Genomic DNA, 18,207 nt, shown 5'->3' on the forward strand with positions numbered 1-18,207 from the left:
GGCGCCACGCACGTCCGAGCGCGCACGACCTCCCGCCGTCCACGCCCGTCGGGCGGGCGGGCGCAGCCTCTCGCCGTCCACGCCCGTCGGGGCGGGCGCAGCCGCTCGGCGCCACGCACGTCCGAGCGCGCACGACCTCCCGCCGTCCACGCCCGTCGGGCGGGCGGGCGCAGCCTCTCGCCGTCCACGCCCGTCGGGGCGGGTGCAACCGCTCGCCGTCCACGCCGTCGGGGCGGGTGCAGCCGCTCGGCGCCACGCACGTCCGAGCGCGCACAGCCTCCCGCCATCCACGCCCGTCGGGCGGGCGCAGCCTCTCGCCGTCCACGCCGTCGGGGCGGGCGCAGCCGCTCGGCGCCACGCACGTCCGAGCGCGCACGACCCCTCGCCGGCCACGCCCGCCGGGGCGGGTGCGCCGCTCGGCGTGCGCGCCCGTCCGAGCGTGCACGACCCCTCGCCGTCCGCTCCCGTCGAGCGGGCGCACCCCTGGCCGCACGCGCCCGTCGGGCGTGCGGGACTCCGCGACGTCCGCACCCGGCGTGGCCTGTACGAGCCCTCGACGGATGGCCCGCCCTCGGTTAAGCACGAGTGGCATGTCGAAGAAAACGCGGAAACGCAAGTGGCGCATCAAGAAGGGCCGCTCGAACCACGGCCACCGTCCGGCGTGACCCACGCTCCGCACCGAAGGGCCGGCCGGGCAGCCTCTCCGAGGCGCCCGGCCGGCCCTGTCCCGCCCCGTCCGCTCAAGCGGCGGGAGGTCCCGGCGGTGTGGCCGGGTACGGGTTCTGCTCGTACGGGTCGGGGTCCCGGGGGCCGAAGAGGGCCATCAGGCCGAGGTGGACCACCAAGGCGCTCAGGGGCCACGCCAGCAGCGCACCCTTGGCCCCGAGCTTCAGCGGCGCGGAGAACGTGACGCCCTTGCCCACGGCCTTGGCGTGCGCGACCACGTTCTGCGGGGGCCCGAGCCAGATCCCGATCCGCCAGGCGAGGAGCGATCCGAGCAGGCCTCCCAGGGCGAGCGCGATCACCAGGGGCACACCGCCCCGCCGTCGTACGAGGAACACGACCAGGGCGCTCAGCGCCCCGAAGCCCAGCGCGAGCAGGGTGAAGGTCCCGTCGACGCCGATCGCCTGCTCCCCCTCGGTGTCCTTGAGGTACACCGCGGTGGCGTCCGCGATCAGTGGCACATGCGGCGCCAGCCACGACCAGAGCACCCCGAGCAGAGCTCCCGCGAGGGCGACCGCGACCGTGATCACGGCGGCTTCCCGCAGTTCGGTCTTCATCCCGGGTCCGTCCTGTCCGTAGGAGACCTCGTAGGCCGCCGGATACACGGGGTAACCCGCGGGTCCGGGAGCGTGCGGGGCCTGCCAGGCGGGGTGCGGTTGCTGCCGGTCCTGCGGGGACTGTTCGTGCGGCGGCGGAGGTGGAGTCAGCGGAGCGGTCACCCTGCCATCGTGCCAGGCCCCGCTGTCGGCCGCGTCACCGGACGGCCGCCCGACGGTAGGCCCAGGCCGCGAGGCCCAGTGAGGCCACCCCGACTCCGGCGCAGACGGCCAGATCGCCGAGGACGACGGCCCAGTCGGGATGCGCCCCGAAGGTGCGTGCGAAGGCCTCGACACCGTAGGTCGAGGGCAGCAGATCCCGGGCGTACTGCACCGCGGTCGGCATCCGGTCCGCCGGGAGAACGCCCAGCAGCAAGGCCGCGGACATGCCCATCTGGCCGAGCAGGGTGGCGAGCTCGGGCCGCGGCGCGAGCAGCCCGAACGCGGCCCCGAGCCCGGCGAGCGCGGCGCCCGCGAGCGGGACGACCGCGGCGAGCACCCACAGGTGGGCCAGCGGCAGCCCGAAGAGCAGGCACCCGAAGACGGCGGTGACGGCGGTGCCGGGCACCGTGAAGGACGCGTACGCGCCGGCGGCGCCGAGCACCACGGCCGCCGGCGGCACCGGCAGCGTCGCGTAGTGGTCGAGCCCGCCGCTCGCCCTCAGCTGCCCGAAGTACTGCGCGAGCAGGTTGAGGGCGACGAAGGCGACGACCAGGACGGTCGCCCCGGCCACCACGGCGCGCGCCTCGGCACCGCCGTCCACCACCCCGCGCATCATGATCATGATGCCGACGGACTGGAAGGTGGCCACGAACAACAGCGGGATCCGCGCGACGCGGGCCCGGGAGAGCTGCGCCCGGTACACGGCGGCCAGCGACGGCCACAGCCGCGCACGCGGCCCCAGCTCCGCGACGGAACCGGCGTCCTCGGCCAGCGGCAGCGCGCCGCCCGGCAGGACTCCAGCGGGTACGACACTCACGTCGAACTGCTCCCCTTCACTCCGGCAGCCGTCCTGTTCCGCACTCGTACGACGCCCCTCTCCCGTACGGATTCCACACCCCGGACGCTCACGCCTTCACCAGTCCCTGCGTCGCGTGGCCGCCGAGCGCCAGGTACACGTCCTCCAGGCTGGGCGTTGCCAGCGTGAAGTCGTCGAGGGCGGCGAAGGCGGCCCCGCCGGTGACCGTGGCGACGGCCGCGCGGGCCTCCTCGGGCGCGAGCCGCAGCGTCCAGCGGCGGCCCGACTCGACGGCGCGGGCACGCAGCGCGACGACCTCGGGGACGTGCAGCGGGGCGCTCTCGCGCCAGACGAGTTCGACCCGCACCTCGCCCGCGACCCGTTCCTTGAGCCCGGCCGGGGTGTCGCAGGCGATGACCCGTCCCTCGTCGAGGACGGCGACCCGGTCGAGGACCGTCTCGGCCTCGATGACGTTGTGGGTGACGAGCAGGACCGTGGCGCCGTGCTCCGCGCGACGCCGGTCGACGGCGGCCCAGACGGCGCGCCGGGCGACGGGGTCCATGCCGGTGGTGGGCTCGTCGAGGACCAGCAGCGGGCGCCGCCCGACGAGTGCGGCGGCGAAGCAGGCGAGCCTGCGCTGCCCGCCCGAGAGCTTCTTCAGGGGGCGGGAGGCGAGCGGGGCCAGACCCAGTTCGTCGAGGACGGCGTCCCGCTCGGCCCGCGCCGCGCGCAGGTCGAGCCCGCGCAGCCGCCCGGTCGTCTCGGCGGCGAGGGACACGGTCAGCTCGTCCAGGGCGGTGGACTCCTGCCCGAGGTAGGCGAGGATCCGGGCCGCCCGCTCGGGATGGCGCACGATGTCGTGCCCGAGGATCTCCACACTGCCGCTGTCGGGACGCATCAGCCCGGTCAGCTGGCGTACGAGGGTGGACTTCCCGGCGCCGTTCGGCCCGAGCAGCCCGAAGATCTCGCCCCGCCGGATGTCCAGACGTACCCCGTCGGTGGCCCTGACCTCGGGTGTCGCCGGGGTGCCACGACGGCCACGGACCGCCGGATAGGTCTTGGTGAGACCTCGCACGGCGCACACGACATCGCCCCTGTGTCCCATTCGGACCGCCTGTGCCGTGCGCGTACTCACGAAGGACGAGAGTACGTGGTCCGATGGCCTGTTACGCGATCGGGGCGGTGGCGGACCCCGGGCGAAGGCCTCCGCGGGCCTTCGCCGACGGCTTCGGATCACTCCCCGACGGGCGCGTGCTCCGTCGCGGTGCGCACATCGATCTCCCGCCAGAATCCGGCCCGGATCGCGTAGCGGTCGTGCTCGTCGATCTGGTCGTCCTTGTGCGCGAGCAGGCCGAAGCGGGCCGCGTAGCGCAGCAGCTCGCCGTCCACCCGGTGCGGAACCCGCGGGTACATCGCCGACAGCTTCTGCAGATGGCTCGGGTCGGTGAGGCGCCCCATCCAGCGGCGCGCGAAGACCTGGCCGACCTCGTAGGGGTCACCGCCGACGGTGGTGATGTCCTCCTCGCGGTCCGCCCACCGCTGCTCCGCGGAGGTGAGCTGGGCGAGCGTGGGCAGCGCGGCCGCCTCCGGTGACTCCATGGCGCCGCCGGGCCGGTCGACCCAGCCCTTGTCCGAGGACCAGCGCAGCGTCGCGTTCGTGGGGTGCTGGGCGGGCTGGGTGCCCGGTCCGCGGAGCGCGGCCAGGTCCTTCGGTGTGGGGACCCCCTTGGGGGCGGGCATCCGCTCCTGGGTGCCGTTCTGCGATTCGGCCGCCTGATGGTGTTCGGCCTCCTGGACGGAGCGCTCGGCCGCCGCCGCGAGGGCGGACTCGGGCAGCGGCGCGGAGAGGATGGCGGCGATCTCCGGGCGCGGAACCGGCGACGGGGCGCAGATCCCGCCGATCTCCTTGGCGCGCACGGCCTTGGTGATCCAGGCGCGGTCGAGCACCCGCCGCTCGTCGGCCTCGGCCACCAGGTCCTCGGACTGGTTGTAGTCGCCGTCCGCGGCCTGCACGGCCCACAGGTGCACGGCCACGCCGTGCTCCTTGGCGGCCATCATGCCCGGCAGCAGATCGCCGTCGCCGGTCACGAGGACCACGTCGGAGCAGGCCCGGTTGCGCGCCAGCTCGGTCAGCTCGGCGTGCATGGCGGCGTCGACGCCCTTCTGCGCCCACCGCCCGTCGCTGCGGGTCAGTGCGCCCAGGCGCACCGTCACCCGCGGCATCACGCGCAGCCTGCGGTGCTCGGGCTGCGGTACCCGGTCGGGGGCGCCGTCGAACCAGTAGATGCGCAGCAGGGGCCGCTCCGTGTCGGACTCGGCGCGCTCGCGCAGGCCCTGGATGAGGGCGGTGTGGTCGACGGTGATCCGGGATCGCGAAGGCTCCCCGGCGAGGAGACTGGCAGCGGCCCCCAGCAGATACCCGGCGTCCACCAGGACGATGCAGCGGTCCACGCGATCCACCCTCTTTCCGGGAGGTTTGCTTCGGGCTTCCTTGGAGTCTGCCCGACCGTGCGGAGGTTAACGGCCGGAACTCGATCTTCGGCGTGGCGGATCGGAAGAACACCTACCGACAGGTCTAATTACGCACCGTAATTCTACGAAATGCGCCACTTGCCAGCCTATGTGAATCTGGTCGCGGCCCTGGCCCCTAGATCCCCTTCAGGAGGCAGATCACCATGGCCAAGAACAAGAATCGCAAGCAGGGCGGCCAGCAGGACCGCTCCTCGCAGGCTGAGCGTGCGCAGGAGCAGGCACAGCGGTCGTCGGCGCAGGCACAGCAGTCGCCGATGTCGCAGGCCCAGGGCAGCCCCGCTGATGTTGCCCGTAAGCATCAGAAGCGCTTCGGCCACAACTAAAGGCCGCCGCGCGGGCTGTTGAGGCCCAGGCACGCACCGAGGGGCGCATCCGGTACCGGATGCGCCCCTCGGTGCGTGGTCGGTCTCGCCGTACGGCCTGCCGGACCGGCGTCGCGCCCTACGGCCTCTCCCCGATGTCAGCCGGCCAGGCAGGCCGGGCCGAGCAGCACCTTCAGGTCGCCGAAGAGCGCGGGGTCCGGCTTCACCCGGTGCCGGTCGAGCCGCAGCACCGTGGTCTTGCTCGGGCCCTGGAGCCTGATGCGGACCTCGCTCTCGCCCTTGTGGTGGCTGAGGATCTCGCCGAGGCGGCTGACCATGGGCGGAGTGACCTTCAGCGCCGGGATGGTGAGGATCACGGGCGCGTTGGTGCCCGCGTTCGACAGGTCCGGGACCTGGAGCTCCATCGCGACCAGCCGCGGCACGTCCTCGCGCTTGTCGAGGCGCCCCTTGACGAAGACGACCGCGTCCTCGACGAGCTGGGTCGACACCAGCTGGTACGTCGCCGGGAAGAACATGCACTCGATGGAGCCCGCGAGGTCCTCCACGGTGGCGATCGCCCAGGCGTTGCCCTGCTTGGTCATCTTGCGCTGCAGGCCCGAGATGATGCCGCCGATCGTGACGACGGCGCCGTCCGCGTGCTCGCCTCCGGTCAGCTGCGAGATGCCCGCGTCCGCCTTGTCGGACAGGACGTGCTCCAGGCCGAAGAGCGGGTGGTCGGAGACGTACAGGCCGAGCATCTCCCGCTCCTGGGCGAGCAGATAGACCTTGTCCCACTCATCGGTGGTGAACTCCACGTCGAGTCCGAAGCCGGGCTCGCTGGTGTCCTCGTCCCCCATGCCGCCGAAGAGGTCGAACTGGCCCTCGGCCTCCTTGCGCTTGACCGCCACCACGTTGTCGATCATCGGCTCGAACTGCGCGGTGAGGCCCTTGCGGGTGTGCCCCATCGTGTCGAACGCGCCCGCCTTGATCAGTGATTCCGTGGTGCGCTTGTTGCAGGCGACCGCCTCGACCTTGTCGAGGTAGTCCGGGAAGGAGGCGTACTTCCCCTTGGCCTTGCGGCTGCGGATGATCGACTCCACCACGTTCGTGCCGACGTTGCGGACGGCGGAGAGGCCGAAGAGGATCACGTCGTCGCCCTGGGCGGCGAAGTTCTGCTCGGACTCGTTCACATTGGGCGGCAGCACCTTGATGCCCATGCGCCGGCACTCGTTGAGGTAGACGGCCGACTTGTCCTTGTCGTCCTTGACCGAGGTGAGCAGCGCGGCCATGTACTCGGCCGGGTAGTTCGCCTTCAGGTAGCCGGTCCAGTACGAGACCAGTCCGTACGCGGCGGAGTGGGCCTTGTTGAAGGCGTAGCCGGCGAAGGGGACCAGCACGTCCCACAGGGCCTGGATGGCCTCGTCGCTGTAGTTGTTCTTCCGGGCGCCCTCCTGGAAGAGGACGAAGTTCTTCGCCAGCTCGTCGGGCTTCTTCTTGCCCATCACGCGGCGCAGGATGTCGGCCTCGCCGAGCGAGTACCCGGCGATGATCTGGGCGGCCTTCTGCACCTGCTCCTGGTACACGATCAGGCCGTAGGTGACGGCCAGCACCTCTTCGAGCGGCTTCTCCAGCTCCTTGTGGATCGGGGTGATCTCCTGGCGCTTGTTCTTGCGCTCCGCGTAGTTGATGTGCGAGTTCATGCCCATCGGGCCCGGCCGGTACAGGGCCGAGACGGCGGAGATGTCCTCGAAGTTGTCGGGCTGCATCTGGCGGAGCAGCGAGCGCATCGGGCCGCCGTCGAACTGGAAGACGCCGAGGGTGTCACCGCGGCAGAGCAGTTCGAACGTCTTGGGGTCGTCCAGCGGGAGGGCGAGCATCTCCAGGTCGATGCCCTTGTTGGCCTTCACCATCTTGATGGCGTCGTCCATGATCGTGAGGTTGCGAAGGCCCAGGAAGTCCATCTTCAGCAGGCCCAGCGACTCGCACTGGGGGTAGTCCCACTGGGTGATGGTCACGCCGTCGGTGTGCCGCACCCAGATGGGGGCGTGGTCGACGATGGGCTCGCTGGACATGATCACGCCGGCGGCGTGCACGCCCATCTGCCGGACCAGGCCCTCGACGCCCTTGGCGGTGTCGATGACCTTCTTCACGTCCGGCTCGTTCTCGTACATCCCGCGGATCTCGCCGGCCTCGCTGTAGCGGGGATGCGAGGGGTCGGTGATGCCGTTCAGGTCGATGCCCTTGCCGAGGACGTCGGCGGGCATCGCCTTGGTGAGCCGGTCACCCATCGCGTACGGGTAGCCCAGCACGCGCGCGGAGTCCTTGATGGCGTTCTTCGCCTTGATCTTGCCGTACGTGCCGATCATGGCGACCTTGTCGGCGCCGTACTTCTCGGTCACGTACCTGATCACCTCGACGCGCCGACGCTCGTCGAAGTCGATGTCGACGTCGGGCATGGAGACGCGCTCGGGGTTGAGGAACCGCTCGAAGATCAGACCGTGCGGGATCGGGTCGAGGTCGGTGATGCCCATGGCGTACGCGACGATCGAGCCGGCCGCGGAACCACGGCCGGGGCCCACCGCGATGCCCTGCTTCTTGGCCCACATGATGAAGTCGGCGACGACGAGGAAGTACCCCGGGAACCCCATCTGGATGATGACGTCCATCTCGTACTCGGCCTGCTTCTGGCGGTCCTCGGGGACGCCGCCGGGGAAGCGGCGCTCCATGCCGAGGCGCACCTCCTCCTGGAACCAGGTGACCTCGGTGAAGCCGTCCGGGATGTCGAACTTCGGCATGAGGTTCTTCGCCTCGAACATGCCGGTGGTGTCGATCTGCTCGGCCACCAGGAGGGTGTTGGCGCACCCCTCCTGCCAGGCGTCCGAGGAGTCGACGGCGTACATCTCGTCCGTGGACTTCAGGTAGTAGCCGGTGCCGTCGAAGCGGAAGCGGTCCGGGTCGGAGAGGTTCTTGCCGGTCTGGATGCACAGCAGGGCGTCGTGGGCGGTCGCCTCGTGCGCGTACGTGTAGTGCGAGTCGTTCGTCACCAGGGGCGGGATGCCGAGCTTCTTGCCGATCTCCAGGAGTCCGTCGCGGACCCGGCGCTCGATCTCGATGCCGTGGTCCATCAGCTCCAGGAAGTAGCGGTCCTTGCCGAAGATGTCCTGGTACTCGGCGGCCGACTTCAGTGCCTCGTCGAACTGGCCGAGCCGCAGCCTGGTCTGGAGTTCGCCGGAGGGGCAGCCGGTGGAGGCGATGAGCCCCTCCGACCACTGGGAGATCGTCTCCTTGTCCATCCGGGGCCACTTCTGGAGCCAGCCCTCGGCGTACGCGTCCGAGGAGAGCTTGAAGAGGTTGTGCAGGCCCGTCCGGTTCGACGCCCAGATCGTCTTGTGCGTGTAACCGCCCGAACCGGACACGTCGTCGCGCTTCTGGTGCGGCTGGCCCCACTGGATCTTGCGCTTGTTGCGCCGGGACTCCGGGGCGACGTACGCCTCGATTCCGATGATCGGAGTGACACCCGCCTTCTTCGCCGTGTGGAAGAAGTCATAGGCCCCGTGGAGGTTGCCGTGGTCGCTCATCGCGATATGGGTCATGCCCATCTCGTTGCACGCGTCGAACATGTCCTTGAGCCGCGCGGCACCGTCCAGCAGCGAGTACTGGGTGTGGACGTGCAGGTGCGTGAACGGCGGCTTCGACACGGTTTCGGCCTCCAGGAAGAACCATTGGTGACAGGCTGCGGACAGTCTGGGGGGTCAGCGTCGAAGTCTATGACGCGCGACTGACACTCGGCGGAGGATCACCCGTACCTTCATGCGGGGGCCGGAATCCCGGGCGTGGGTTCGTCGCCGGAACCCGGGCACTCCGGCGTATCTTCGTCCGTTGGAAGTGGACGGACCCCTTGTCCCCGGGGCGGCGCGCCCGCCCTGTCAGCCACGCACCACCTGCACCAGGAGGCACCCAGCGATGTCGGTCCCGCAGCTCAGCGCCGAGCAACGCGGCGAGCAGATCCTCGCCGTCTTCGACACCGCCTTCGGCGAGCTCCTGGCCGCCGACCCGGCCGCGTTCCGCGTGAAGTTCCGCAAGATGGCGGCCTCCGCGTTCGCCTTCTACCGCGGCACCGCGGCGCTCTTCTACCACGACCTCGACCAGGAGCGGCGGGGCGGCCCGTACCTGGACGAGCGCACCTCGCGCGTGTGGATCCACGGCGACCTGCACGCCGAGAACTTCGGCACGTACATGGACGCCCAGGGCCGCCTGATCTTCAACGTGAACGACTTCGACGAGGCCTACGTCGGTCCCTTCACCTGGGACCTCAAGCGCTTCGCCGCCTCCGTGGCCCTCATCGGCTACGCGAAGGCGCTCAGTGACGAGCAGATCACCGAGCTGGTGCGGGTGTACGCGGCCGCCTACCGCGAGCGCATCCACGCGCTGGCCACCGGCGCCAAGAGCGACGAGGTGCCGCCCTTCACGCTGGACACCGCCGAGGGCCCGCTCCTGGACGCGCTGCGCGACGCCCGGTCGCTGACCCGCTTCGGGCTGCTCGACTCGATGACCGAGATCCGCGACTTCGAGCGGCGCTTCGCGCCGGGCGGCGGCTCCATCGAGCTGGACGCCGCCACCCGCTACAAGGTCCTCGCGGCCTTCGACGGCTATCTGGAGACGCTCCCGGAGTCCTCGCTGACCCGCCCGGACTCGTACCGCGTGAAGGACGTCGTGGGCCGCCGCGGCATCGGCATCGGCTCGGCCGGCCTGCCGTCGTACAACATCCTTCTGGAGGGCAACAGCGACGCCCTGGAGAACGATGTGGTGATCTACATCAAGCAGGCCCAGACCCCGGCCGTCTCCCGGCACATCACGGACTCCTCGATCCGCGACTACTTCCAGCACGAGGGCCACCGCACGGTGATCTCCCAGCGCGCCCTGCAGGCGCACGCCGACCCGTGGCTGGGCTGGACCGAGCTGGACGGCGCGGGCCAGCTGGTCGCCGAGGTCTCGCCGTACGCGGTGGACCTGGACTGGGGCGACATCGACGACCCCGAGGAGATCGCCTCGGTCGTCGCGGACCTCGGCCGGTCCACCGCCACGATGCACGCGGCGGCGGACGACGAGAGCGGCCACTCGGAGCTCGTGCCGTTCTCCACGGAGCGGGCCATCGACGCGGCCATCGCGGCCGACGAGGACGGCTTCGCCGACCTCCTGGTGGACTTCGCGCACAGTTACGGCACCCGCGCGCGCGGCGACCACCAGATCTTCGTGGACCTGTTCCGCAACGGACGGATCCCGGGACTGTAGGCCACGCGACCGGTCGCGGGGCTTGATCCACGCGACCGGTCCCACAACGCTCCCGTAACGCACAGGGACCCTTTAGGGGACGCTTACGGGAGCGCGTGGGAGACTCGCCTCTGCTATGGACATATCCGGGATCCAGCTCAGGGCCGTGCGCGCGGCGGTGTTCACGGCTGTCGTCGTGACACTCTCCGCCGCGTCCCACGTACTGCTGTCCCGGATGCCGCTGCCGCTGTCCACCCTGGCCGCGATCACCGCCGCCGTCTTCGCCCTGTCCTTCGCGCTGGCGGGCCGTGAGCGGGGCTTCGGCCGGATCGCCGCTCTGCTCGTCCCGCTGGAACTGGCCGCCGACACCGTGTTCACCACGGGCCAGCACGTCTGTTACGGCAGGGCGGGCGGCCCGGTCGCGGGTCCGCTGCGCTCGGTCGGACTGGACGTGCTGTGCGCCGGCGGCAATGTGGGCACCCCGCTGTCCCAGGTGACCGGCGGCGCCCCCGACCGTGCCGCCGCCCTGCTCGCGCACGCCGACCCGGCCGCCGCGTGGCTGCTGCTCGGCGCGCATGTCAGCGTCGGTCTGCTCGCGGCCGCCTGGCTGCGCCGCGGCGAGCGTGCCCTGGCCCAGCTGCTGCGCGCGGTGGCCGCCTCGACCTTCCGGCCGCTGCTGCTGGCGGTCGCCGCGGTGACCGCACGGCTCGCCCCGGCTCGTCCGCTGCCGCGCACCGCGCGCCGGTCGACCGCCGCGCGTACCCGCTTGTTCGTGCACTCCCTGGGCCGACGCGGGCCGCCCCGCGCGGCCGTTCTCGCCTGAGCGACGGCTCCCCGAGCGACCGCTCCCTGGCCACGGCCCACCAGTCACCGCTTCCGGGCGACAGCGTGTGAACGAACGTTCCCGAGAACAGCCCTGAGCATCAGCAGTCCCCCTTACGTATTCCGCGTACCACGTGTGCGCGTCCTTGATGGAGATCACCACTATGAGCAAGCGGAACAGCCAGGCGTCGAAGACGGCAGCGCGCGAGAGGCTGCGCATCGAGCGCGAGCGCCAGGCCAAGCGCGACAAGATCAAGCGCCAGGCGATCGTGGCCGGTTCCCTCGTCGCGGTCCTCGCGATAGCGGGCGGCATCGGTTACGCGGTCGTGCAGAACAACAAGCCCAGTTACTGGGAGGGCCTGAAGGACGCCAAGGTCGTGGCGCCGGCCAACTCGACCGGCACTGACGGCACGACCGTGGTCTTCGGCAAGAGCACCGCGAAGAAGACCCTGAAGCTGTACGAGGACCCGCGCTGCCCCGTCTGCGCCAGCTTCGAGCAGACCGTCGGCCCGACCGTCAAGAAGGACCTCGACGACGGCAAGTTCAAGATCCAGTACATCGGTGGCACGTTCCTCGACGGCGACTCCCTGGGCAAGGGGCAGATCGGCTCGCGCGGCGAGGGCTCCAAGAACGCGATGAGCGCGATGGGCGCCGCGCTGAACGTCAGCCCCGAAGCGTTCCTCGAGTACAAGACCGCCCTGTACTCGGCGAAGTGGCACCCGGACGAGACGACGGACAAGTTCAAGGACGACGCCTACCTCATCAAGGTCGCGAACACCGTCCCCGCGCTCAAGGCCAACGCCAAGTTCCAGGACGCGGTCAAGAAGGGCACCTACGACGCCTGGGCCCTGGCGATGTCCAAGACGTGGGACAACAACAAGGACGGCGTCACCGGCACGCCGAGCCTGGTGATGAACGGCAAGAAGCTCACCGGCGCCGACGGCAACGCGCCGATGACGGTCGCCGACTTCACCACGGCGATCGACGCGGCCCTCAAGGCCTGACCGCGGCCGCGGTGAACCCCGAACCGTCCGACGCGACGGGCCGGGTGACCTGAGCGACCCGTGTGGGCCGTGTGACCTGAGCGGCGAAAAGCCGAAGAGCGGGCGAACTTTTCCAGTTCGCCCGCTCTTGGCATGTACCGCTCGGTAACCTCATCGTCCGTGACCAGTCGACAGAGATCATCCGACTTCGCGGAAGCCCTCAACTCCCGCGCCCCGCGCCGCCGTACGGTCGTCAAGGCCGCGGCCGCCACCGCCGTCCTCGCCGCCCCGCTCGCGGCCGCCCTGCCCGCCCGCGCCGCCGAGGCGCCCGCCTTCCTGCACGGCGTCGCCTCCGGCGACCCGCTGCCCGACGGCATCCTGCTGTGGACCCGGGTGACGCCCGACTCCCGGGCGACACCCGGCTCCGGACTCGGCCCGGACACCGAGGTGAGCTGGACCGTCGCCAGGGACAAGGCGTTCACCACGATCGTCGCCAAGGGTTCCACCGTCGCGACCGCCGCCTCCGACCACACCGTCAAGGCGGACATCCGCGGTCTGCAGCCGGCCACCGACTACTGGTTCCGCTTCTCCGCCGGCGGCACCGACTCGCCCGTCGCCCGCACCCGCACCACCCCGGCCGCCGACGCCTCCGTGGCCGGCCTGCGCTTCGGAGTGGTCTCCTGCGCCAACTGGGAGGCCGGCTACTTCTCCGGGTACCGCCACCTCGCGGCCCGCAACGACCTGGACGCCTGGCTGCACCTCGGCGACTACATCTACGAGTACAAGTCCGGCGAGTACGGGACCCGCGGCACGGTCGTACGGCCGCACTCCCCCGCCAACGAGATCCTCACCCTCGCCGATTACCGCACCCGGCACGGCCGTTACAAGACCGACCCGGACCTTCAGGCCCTGCACCACAAGGCGCCGGTCGTCGCGATCTGGGACGACCACGAGTTCGCGGACAACTCCTGGTCGGGCGGCGCGGTCAACCACACCGAGGGCGCCGAGGGGGCCTGGACGGACCGTCAGGCCGCCGCGAAGCAGGCCTACTTCGAGTGGATGCCGGTCCGCCCGGCCATCGCCGGCACCACCTACCGCAGGCTGCGCTTCGGCAAGCTCGCCGACCTCGCGCTGCTCGACCTGCGATCCTTCAGGTCGCAGCAGGCGTCCACGGCCAGCGGCTCGGTCGACGACCCGGAGCGTACGATCACCGGCCGCGCCCAGCTCGACTGGCTGAAGTCCGGGCTCAAGTCCTCGGACACCACCTGGCGTCTGGTCGGCAACTCGGTGATGATCTCGCCGTTCGCGGTGGGCTCCCTGTCCGCCGACCTGCTCAAGCCGCTCGCCAAGCTGCTCGGTCTCCCGCAGGAGGGCATCGCCCTCAACACCGACCAGTGGGACGGCTACACCGACGACCGCCGCGAACTGCTCGCGCACCTGCGCTCCAACGCCATCCGCAACACGGTCTTCCTGACCGGTGACATCCACATGGCCTGGGCCAACGACGTTCCGGTGGACGCCGGTACGTACCCGCTGTCCGCCTCCGCCGCCACGGAGTTCGTGGTCACGTCGATGACCTCCGACAACCTCGACGACATCGTCAAGGTCCCCGAGGGCGCCGTCTCGGCCATCGCCTCCCCGGTCATCCGCGCGGCCAACCGCCATGTCCACTGGGTCGACACCGACCGCCACGGCTACGGCGTCCTGGACGTCACCGCCGACCGCGCGCAGATGGACTACTACGTGCTCTCCGACCGCACGAATCCGAACGCGACCTCGTCCTGGGCCCGTTCGTACCGCACGCGCAGCGGCACGCAGACGGTGGAGCGGACGTACGACCCGGTGTAGGTCCCCCATGGGCCCGGGGCCCGTCCGCAGACCGGGCGGCCCGCCCAGGGCTCCGGCTACAGACTGTCGAGGAAGCCGAGCGCCACCTTCCAGGTGGCCTCGGCCGCCTCGGCGTCGTAGTCGGGCAGGTCGGGGTCGGTGTAGAGGTGCCCGGCGCCCGCGTACCGGTAGATCTCCACGTCGGCTCCGGTTCTCTGCATCTGGAGATACCAGGCACTCAGCCAGTCGTCCGTCTCGAACTGGTCGGGTTCGGCGACATGCAGCTGGACCGGCAGTTCGTCCACCGACGCGCTCTCGGCGATGTCCGACGTGCCGTGCAGCAGGAGAAGGCCGCGGGCCTTCTCGTCGCCGAGGGCCAGGGTCTGACCGACGGAAGCGCCGAGGGAGAAGCCCGCGTAGACCAGGCCGCGCTCGGAATAGGGCGCGGCGGCCAGGACCGCCCGCTTGAGCAGCTCGTCCTTGCCGATCTCGTCGCTGAAGGCCATGCCCTCCTCGACGGTCTCGAAGGTGCGCCCCTCGAAGAGGTCGGGCGTCCACACCTCGTGTCCCGCGGCCCGCAGCCGGTCCGCCGCCGCGCGCACCGCCGGCCGCAGACCGTAGGTCGAGTGAAAGAGCATGATGTTCATGGACCCCATGGTGCCAGCCGGCACCGACGGCGCCGGGCGCCCGTACCCCCGTACCGGGTGGCGCGGGTAACGGGTGCCGGGTCGCGGGGTACCCCGTTCCGGGTCGCTGGGATACCCCGTTCCGCCCGGAGAACACATGTTCATGACGCCCATGGCCGGTTACGTTCTCAGGCATGGAGAACGTACTGCGCCCGGTGATCGTCGTCGGTGGCTCGGTCGTGCTCACGCTGATCATCGGGTGGTCCGTGGACCGCCTGTTGCGGCGGGCGGACGACCGGCACAGCGAGACCTCCCTGTGGGGTCTGCTCCGCCGTGGCCGTATCCCCTTCCAGCTGGTCCTGTTCGCGGCTCTGCTCAGAGGCTCGTACGACCAGGCGAAGCTGCTGGTGGAGCACCGGATCGGCATCGGCCGGACCCTGACCCTGCTCCTCATCGGCGCCGCCGCCTGGCTGGTGGTGAGCATCGCCACGGCGGTCGTCGAGACCTCGTACACCCGCTACGCGAACGCGCACCGCGATCCGGCGCGGGTCCGCCGTGTCCGCACCCAGGTCGCGCTGATCCAGCGGGTGGTCACCGCGGTCGTCGGCGTCGTCGCCGTCGCCGCGATGCTGCTCACCTTCCCGGCGATGCGCGCGGCCGGGGCCTCACTGCTGGCCTCGGCCGGAATCCTCGGCATCGTCGCCGGTGTCGCCGCCCAGTCCACGCTCGCGAACCTCTTCGCCGGACTGCAGATCGCCTTCGGCGACATGGTGCGGCTCGGCGACACGGTGGTGGTCGACGGCGAGTGGGGAACGGTCGAGGAGATCACCCTGACGTTCCTGACGGTACGGACGTGGGACGAGCGCCGGATCACCATGCCGGTCTCGTACTTCACGTCCAAACCGTTCGAGAACTGGTCGCGCGGCACCCCGCAGATGACCGGCATCGTCTTCCTGCACGTCGACCACTCCGCTCCGGTGGAGGCGATGCGCGGGAAGCTGCGCGACATCCTGCGCGAGTGCCCCGCCTGGGACGGCCGCGACTACGGCCTCGCCGTCACCGATTCGACGCCCACCACCATGCAGGTGCGCGCCCTGGTCACCGCGAAGGACGCGGACGACATCTGGACGGTACGGGTCACGGTCCGCGAGCAGATGATCCGCTGGCTGACCGAAGAACATCCCTACGCGCTCCCCCGCGTCAACACCGCCGAGGCGGTGCTGCTCCCGGGTCAGACACGGCACACGGGGCACACGGGCCGCGCTGAGCCGGACGGAGTCGCGGCCCACGCGAACCACGGCCACCACATCCACGAACCACCCCGGACAGGCCCGGGCCGCGGCTGACAGCTGGCAGCTGGCAGCTGGCAGCTGGCAGAGCCTGCCGCGGACGGAGGATGGCGGCAGGCTGCGGACGGTCAGCGGAGGCTGCGGACGTCGAGGTGTCTGAGGACCCGGTCCACGATCTCCGGGTCGGCCCCGGGCTCGCTCCGCGCGGACAGCACCTCGTGCCGGGCCGCGCTCATCATCTCCCCCTGGATCCGCCGCATCCGCTTCATCCGCCGGACCCGCTGCACATGCGCGTCGCGCCGCTCCTCGTCCCCCATGTCGGGACTGATCCGCACGCCGATCTCGAAGGCCCGGCGCAGCAGTTGCTCGGAGACCTCCTCCGGCAGCTCCTCCACCGCCTCGATCTCGCGCAGCCGACGCTTCGCGGCCTTGGCTGCCCGTACCGCCAGCTCCTTCTCGAAGGCCTTCTCGACGTCCTCGTCGGCCCGCACCCCGAGCTTTCTGACCAGCCACGGCAGAGTGAGCCCCTGGAGCACCAGGGTCGCCATGATCACCCCGAAGGCGATGAAGACGATCTCGTCCCGGTCGGGGAACGGCGACCCGTCGTCCATCTTCAGCGGAATCGCGAGCGCCAGGGCCACGGAGGCGACCCCGCGCATGCCGGCCCACCACATGACCACGGTCTCCCGCCACGACGTCGGGATCTCCTCGTCGTAGTCCCGTTTGGCGTGCAGCCGCTTGGTGAGCCAGGTCGCGGGCAGCAGCCACGCCAGGCGTACGAGCACCACCACGACCACGATGGTGGCGGCCCAGCCGAGCATCTCGCCCCACCGGCCCGCCGCCGTCCGGATCGCGTTGTGGAGTTCGAGCCCGATGAGCCCGAAAGCGACGCCGGTGACGAGCGTGTCCACCACGTCCCAGACGGTCGCCCCCGCGAGCCGGGTCATGACGTCGTCGGCGTCGGTGGCGTACTCCGCGAGGAACAGGGCGGTGGTGAGCACGGCGAGCACCCCGGACCCGTGCAGTTCCTCGGCCAGCACGTACGCGACGTACGGCACCAGCAGGGTCAGCCCGATCTGAAGGGTGGCGTCGCCGACGATCGTCATCAGCTTGTTCGCCGCCCACCCGAGGGCGACTCCCATGACGAGCGCGACGACGGCGGAGAGCACGAGGTCGAGTCCGGCCCGCCACGGCGAGAAGCTCCCGCTCACCGCGGCGGCGATCGCGACGTGGTACAGCACGATGGCCGTCACGTCGTTGAAGAGCCCCTCCCCCTCCAGGATCGACACCAGCCGGCGCGGCAGCCCGAGCTGTCCCGCGACGGCGGTCGCCGCGACCGGGTCGGGGGGTGCCACCAGCGCGCCGAGCGCGAAGGCGGCGGCGAGCGGCAGGCCCGGCACGATCGCGCTCGCGACGGCCGCCACGGCCAGCGTGGTGACGAACACCAGGGCCACGGCGAGCAGGAAGATCGGGCGCTTGTTCGCGGTGAACTGTCTCCACGAGGTGCGCCGCACCGCGGCGTACAGCAGCGGCGGCAGCAGCGCGGGCAGGATGAACTCCGGCGGGATGTCCACGTTCGGGACGAAGTCCAGCACGGCCAGCACTATGCCCAGCAAGGTCATCAGGACCGGCGCGGGAAGCCCGAACCGCTCTCCCAGGGGGACACTGATCACGGCCCCGAGCAGCAGCACGAACAGCAGGGCCAACTGATCCACGGTCAGCGCTCCGGCGGGGTCTAGACGATCACAGGCGAACCAGACCCCAAGCGTGCCACGCGCCTACGGCAATCCCCGCTCACAGGGCCTTGCGCATCGCGCGGTGCGGCATTCCGGCGTCCGCGAACTCCGGGCCGTACGCCACGTACCCGAGCCGCTCGTAGAACCCCAGCGCGTGGGTCTGCGCGTGCAGGTCCACGGCGGCCAGGCCGCGCGCGCGTGCCGCGACCTCGATGGCACCGACGATCGCTGCGCCGACGCCGAGCCCGCGCGCCTCGCGCGTCACGGCGAGCCGCCCGAGCGAGCCGACGGTCAGGTCCCCGCCGGCTTTCGCCGCGGCCGCCTCGCCCTCCAGGAGACGCCCGGTGCCGAGCGGTACGCCGTCCTCGCGGACCGCCAGCACGTGCAGGGCGCCGGGGTCGTACGCGTCGTACTCGATGTCCTCCGGGACGCCCTGCTCACCGACGAAGACGTCCTTGCGCACCGCGAAACAGGCCTCACGGTCGGTGACGTCCTCGGCGACCCGCACCTCGTACGCACAGCCCCGCACCGCCGGGGAGACT

General features: G+C 71.0%; 14 protein-coding genes. 6 read left to right on the top strand and 8 right to left on the bottom strand.

What is annotated here, in order from left to right:
- Window positions 1-740: 740 nt before the first annotated feature.
- From ACZ4N5_RS17195 to ACZ4N5_RS17210, 4 genes are all read right to left on the bottom strand, one after another.
- Window positions 741-1,442: an AAA family ATPase gene (locus tag ACZ4N5_RS17195; RefSeq protein ID WP_467757887.1), complete on the bottom strand. Its 702-nt coding sequence runs from the start codon at window positions 1,440-1,442 to the stop codon at window positions 741-743.
- Window positions 1,443-1,476: 34 nt separating this feature from the next.
- Complete coding sequence (locus ACZ4N5_RS17200) at window positions 1,477-2,298, bottom strand: ABC transporter permease (RefSeq protein ID WP_467757888.1); 822 nt, start codon at window positions 2,296-2,298, stop codon at window positions 1,477-1,479.
- A gap of 88 nt (window positions 2,299-2,386) precedes the next feature.
- Entirely contained in the window at window positions 2,387-3,361 is a 975-nt protein-coding gene (locus ACZ4N5_RS17205) for an ABC transporter ATP-binding protein (protein ID WP_467757989.1), read from the bottom strand.
- 149 nt (window positions 3,362-3,510) lie between these two features.
- Window positions 3,511-4,728, bottom strand: coding sequence for an NYN domain-containing protein (locus ACZ4N5_RS17210; RefSeq protein ID WP_467757889.1), 1,218 nt, complete (start codon window positions 4,726-4,728; stop codon window positions 3,511-3,513).
- Window positions 4,729-4,952: 224 nt separating this feature from the next.
- On the opposite strand from ACZ4N5_RS17210, the gene ACZ4N5_RS17215 reads away from it, so the two are divergent.
- Entirely contained in the window at window positions 4,953-5,132 is a 180-nt protein-coding gene (locus tag ACZ4N5_RS17215) for a hypothetical protein (protein ID WP_261709820.1), read from the top strand.
- Between the two features lie 137 nt (window positions 5,133-5,269).
- Here the strand turns inward: ACZ4N5_RS17215 and dnaE are convergent, their stop codons facing one another.
- On the bottom strand, window positions 5,270-8,809 hold the full coding sequence (gene dnaE, locus ACZ4N5_RS17220) for a DNA polymerase III subunit alpha (RefSeq protein ID WP_467757890.1): 3,540 nt from the start codon (window positions 8,807-8,809) through the stop codon (window positions 5,270-5,272).
- A 265-nt stretch (window positions 8,810-9,074) separates the two neighbouring features.
- On the opposite strand from dnaE, the gene ACZ4N5_RS17225 reads away from it, so the two are divergent.
- The 4 genes from ACZ4N5_RS17225 to ACZ4N5_RS17240 all read left to right on the top strand — a co-directional run bounded on the left by ACZ4N5_RS17225 (window position 9,075) and on the right by ACZ4N5_RS17240 (window position 14,035).
- A complete protein-coding gene (locus tag ACZ4N5_RS17225; RefSeq protein ID WP_467757891.1) occupies window positions 9,075-10,403 on the top strand; it encodes a DUF2252 domain-containing protein in 1,329 nt (442 codons plus the stop codon).
- Between the two features lie 115 nt (window positions 10,404-10,518).
- Complete coding sequence (locus ACZ4N5_RS17230) at window positions 10,519-11,205, top strand: hypothetical protein (RefSeq protein WP_467757892.1); 687 nt, start codon at window positions 10,519-10,521, stop codon at window positions 11,203-11,205.
- Window positions 11,206-11,368: 163 nt separating this feature from the next.
- Window positions 11,369-12,208, top strand: a complete 840-nt coding sequence (locus ACZ4N5_RS17235; protein ID WP_467757893.1) for a thioredoxin domain-containing protein — start codon at window positions 11,369-11,371, stop codon at window positions 12,206-12,208.
- A 159-nt stretch (window positions 12,209-12,367) separates the two neighbouring features.
- Window positions 12,368-14,035 carry an alkaline phosphatase D family protein gene (locus ACZ4N5_RS17240; RefSeq protein WP_467757894.1) on the top strand — a complete coding sequence of 556 codons (1,668 nt, stop codon included), beginning with the start codon at window positions 12,368-12,370 and terminating at the stop codon, window positions 14,033-14,035.
- Window positions 14,036-14,091: 56 nt separating this feature from the next.
- On the opposite strand, the gene ACZ4N5_RS17245 is transcribed toward ACZ4N5_RS17240, so the two are convergent.
- Entirely contained in the window at window positions 14,092-14,661 is a 570-nt protein-coding gene (locus ACZ4N5_RS17245) for a dienelactone hydrolase family protein (RefSeq protein ID WP_467757895.1), read from the bottom strand.
- A 173-nt stretch (window positions 14,662-14,834) separates the two neighbouring features.
- Between ACZ4N5_RS17245 and ACZ4N5_RS17250 the strand changes: the two genes are divergently transcribed.
- Complete coding sequence (locus tag ACZ4N5_RS17250) at window positions 14,835-15,986, top strand: mechanosensitive ion channel family protein (RefSeq protein ID WP_467757896.1); 1,152 nt, start codon at window positions 14,835-14,837, stop codon at window positions 15,984-15,986.
- 71 nt (window positions 15,987-16,057) lie between these two features.
- On the opposite strand, the gene ACZ4N5_RS17255 is transcribed toward ACZ4N5_RS17250, so the two are convergent.
- Both ACZ4N5_RS17255 and ACZ4N5_RS17260 read right to left on the bottom strand, forming a co-directional pair.
- Window positions 16,058-17,644 carry a Na+/H+ antiporter gene (locus ACZ4N5_RS17255; RefSeq protein WP_467757897.1) on the bottom strand — a complete coding sequence of 529 codons (1,587 nt, stop codon included), beginning with the start codon at window positions 17,642-17,644 and terminating at the stop codon, window positions 16,058-16,060.
- Between the two features lie 79 nt (window positions 17,645-17,723).
- Window positions 17,724-18,194: a GNAT family N-acetyltransferase gene (locus ACZ4N5_RS17260; RefSeq protein WP_467757990.1), complete on the bottom strand. Its 471-nt coding sequence runs from the start codon at window positions 18,192-18,194 to the stop codon at window positions 17,724-17,726.
- Window positions 18,195-18,207: the final 13 nt, after the last annotated feature.

It is taken from the genome of Streptomyces sp. NPDC026500, assembly GCF_055567635.1.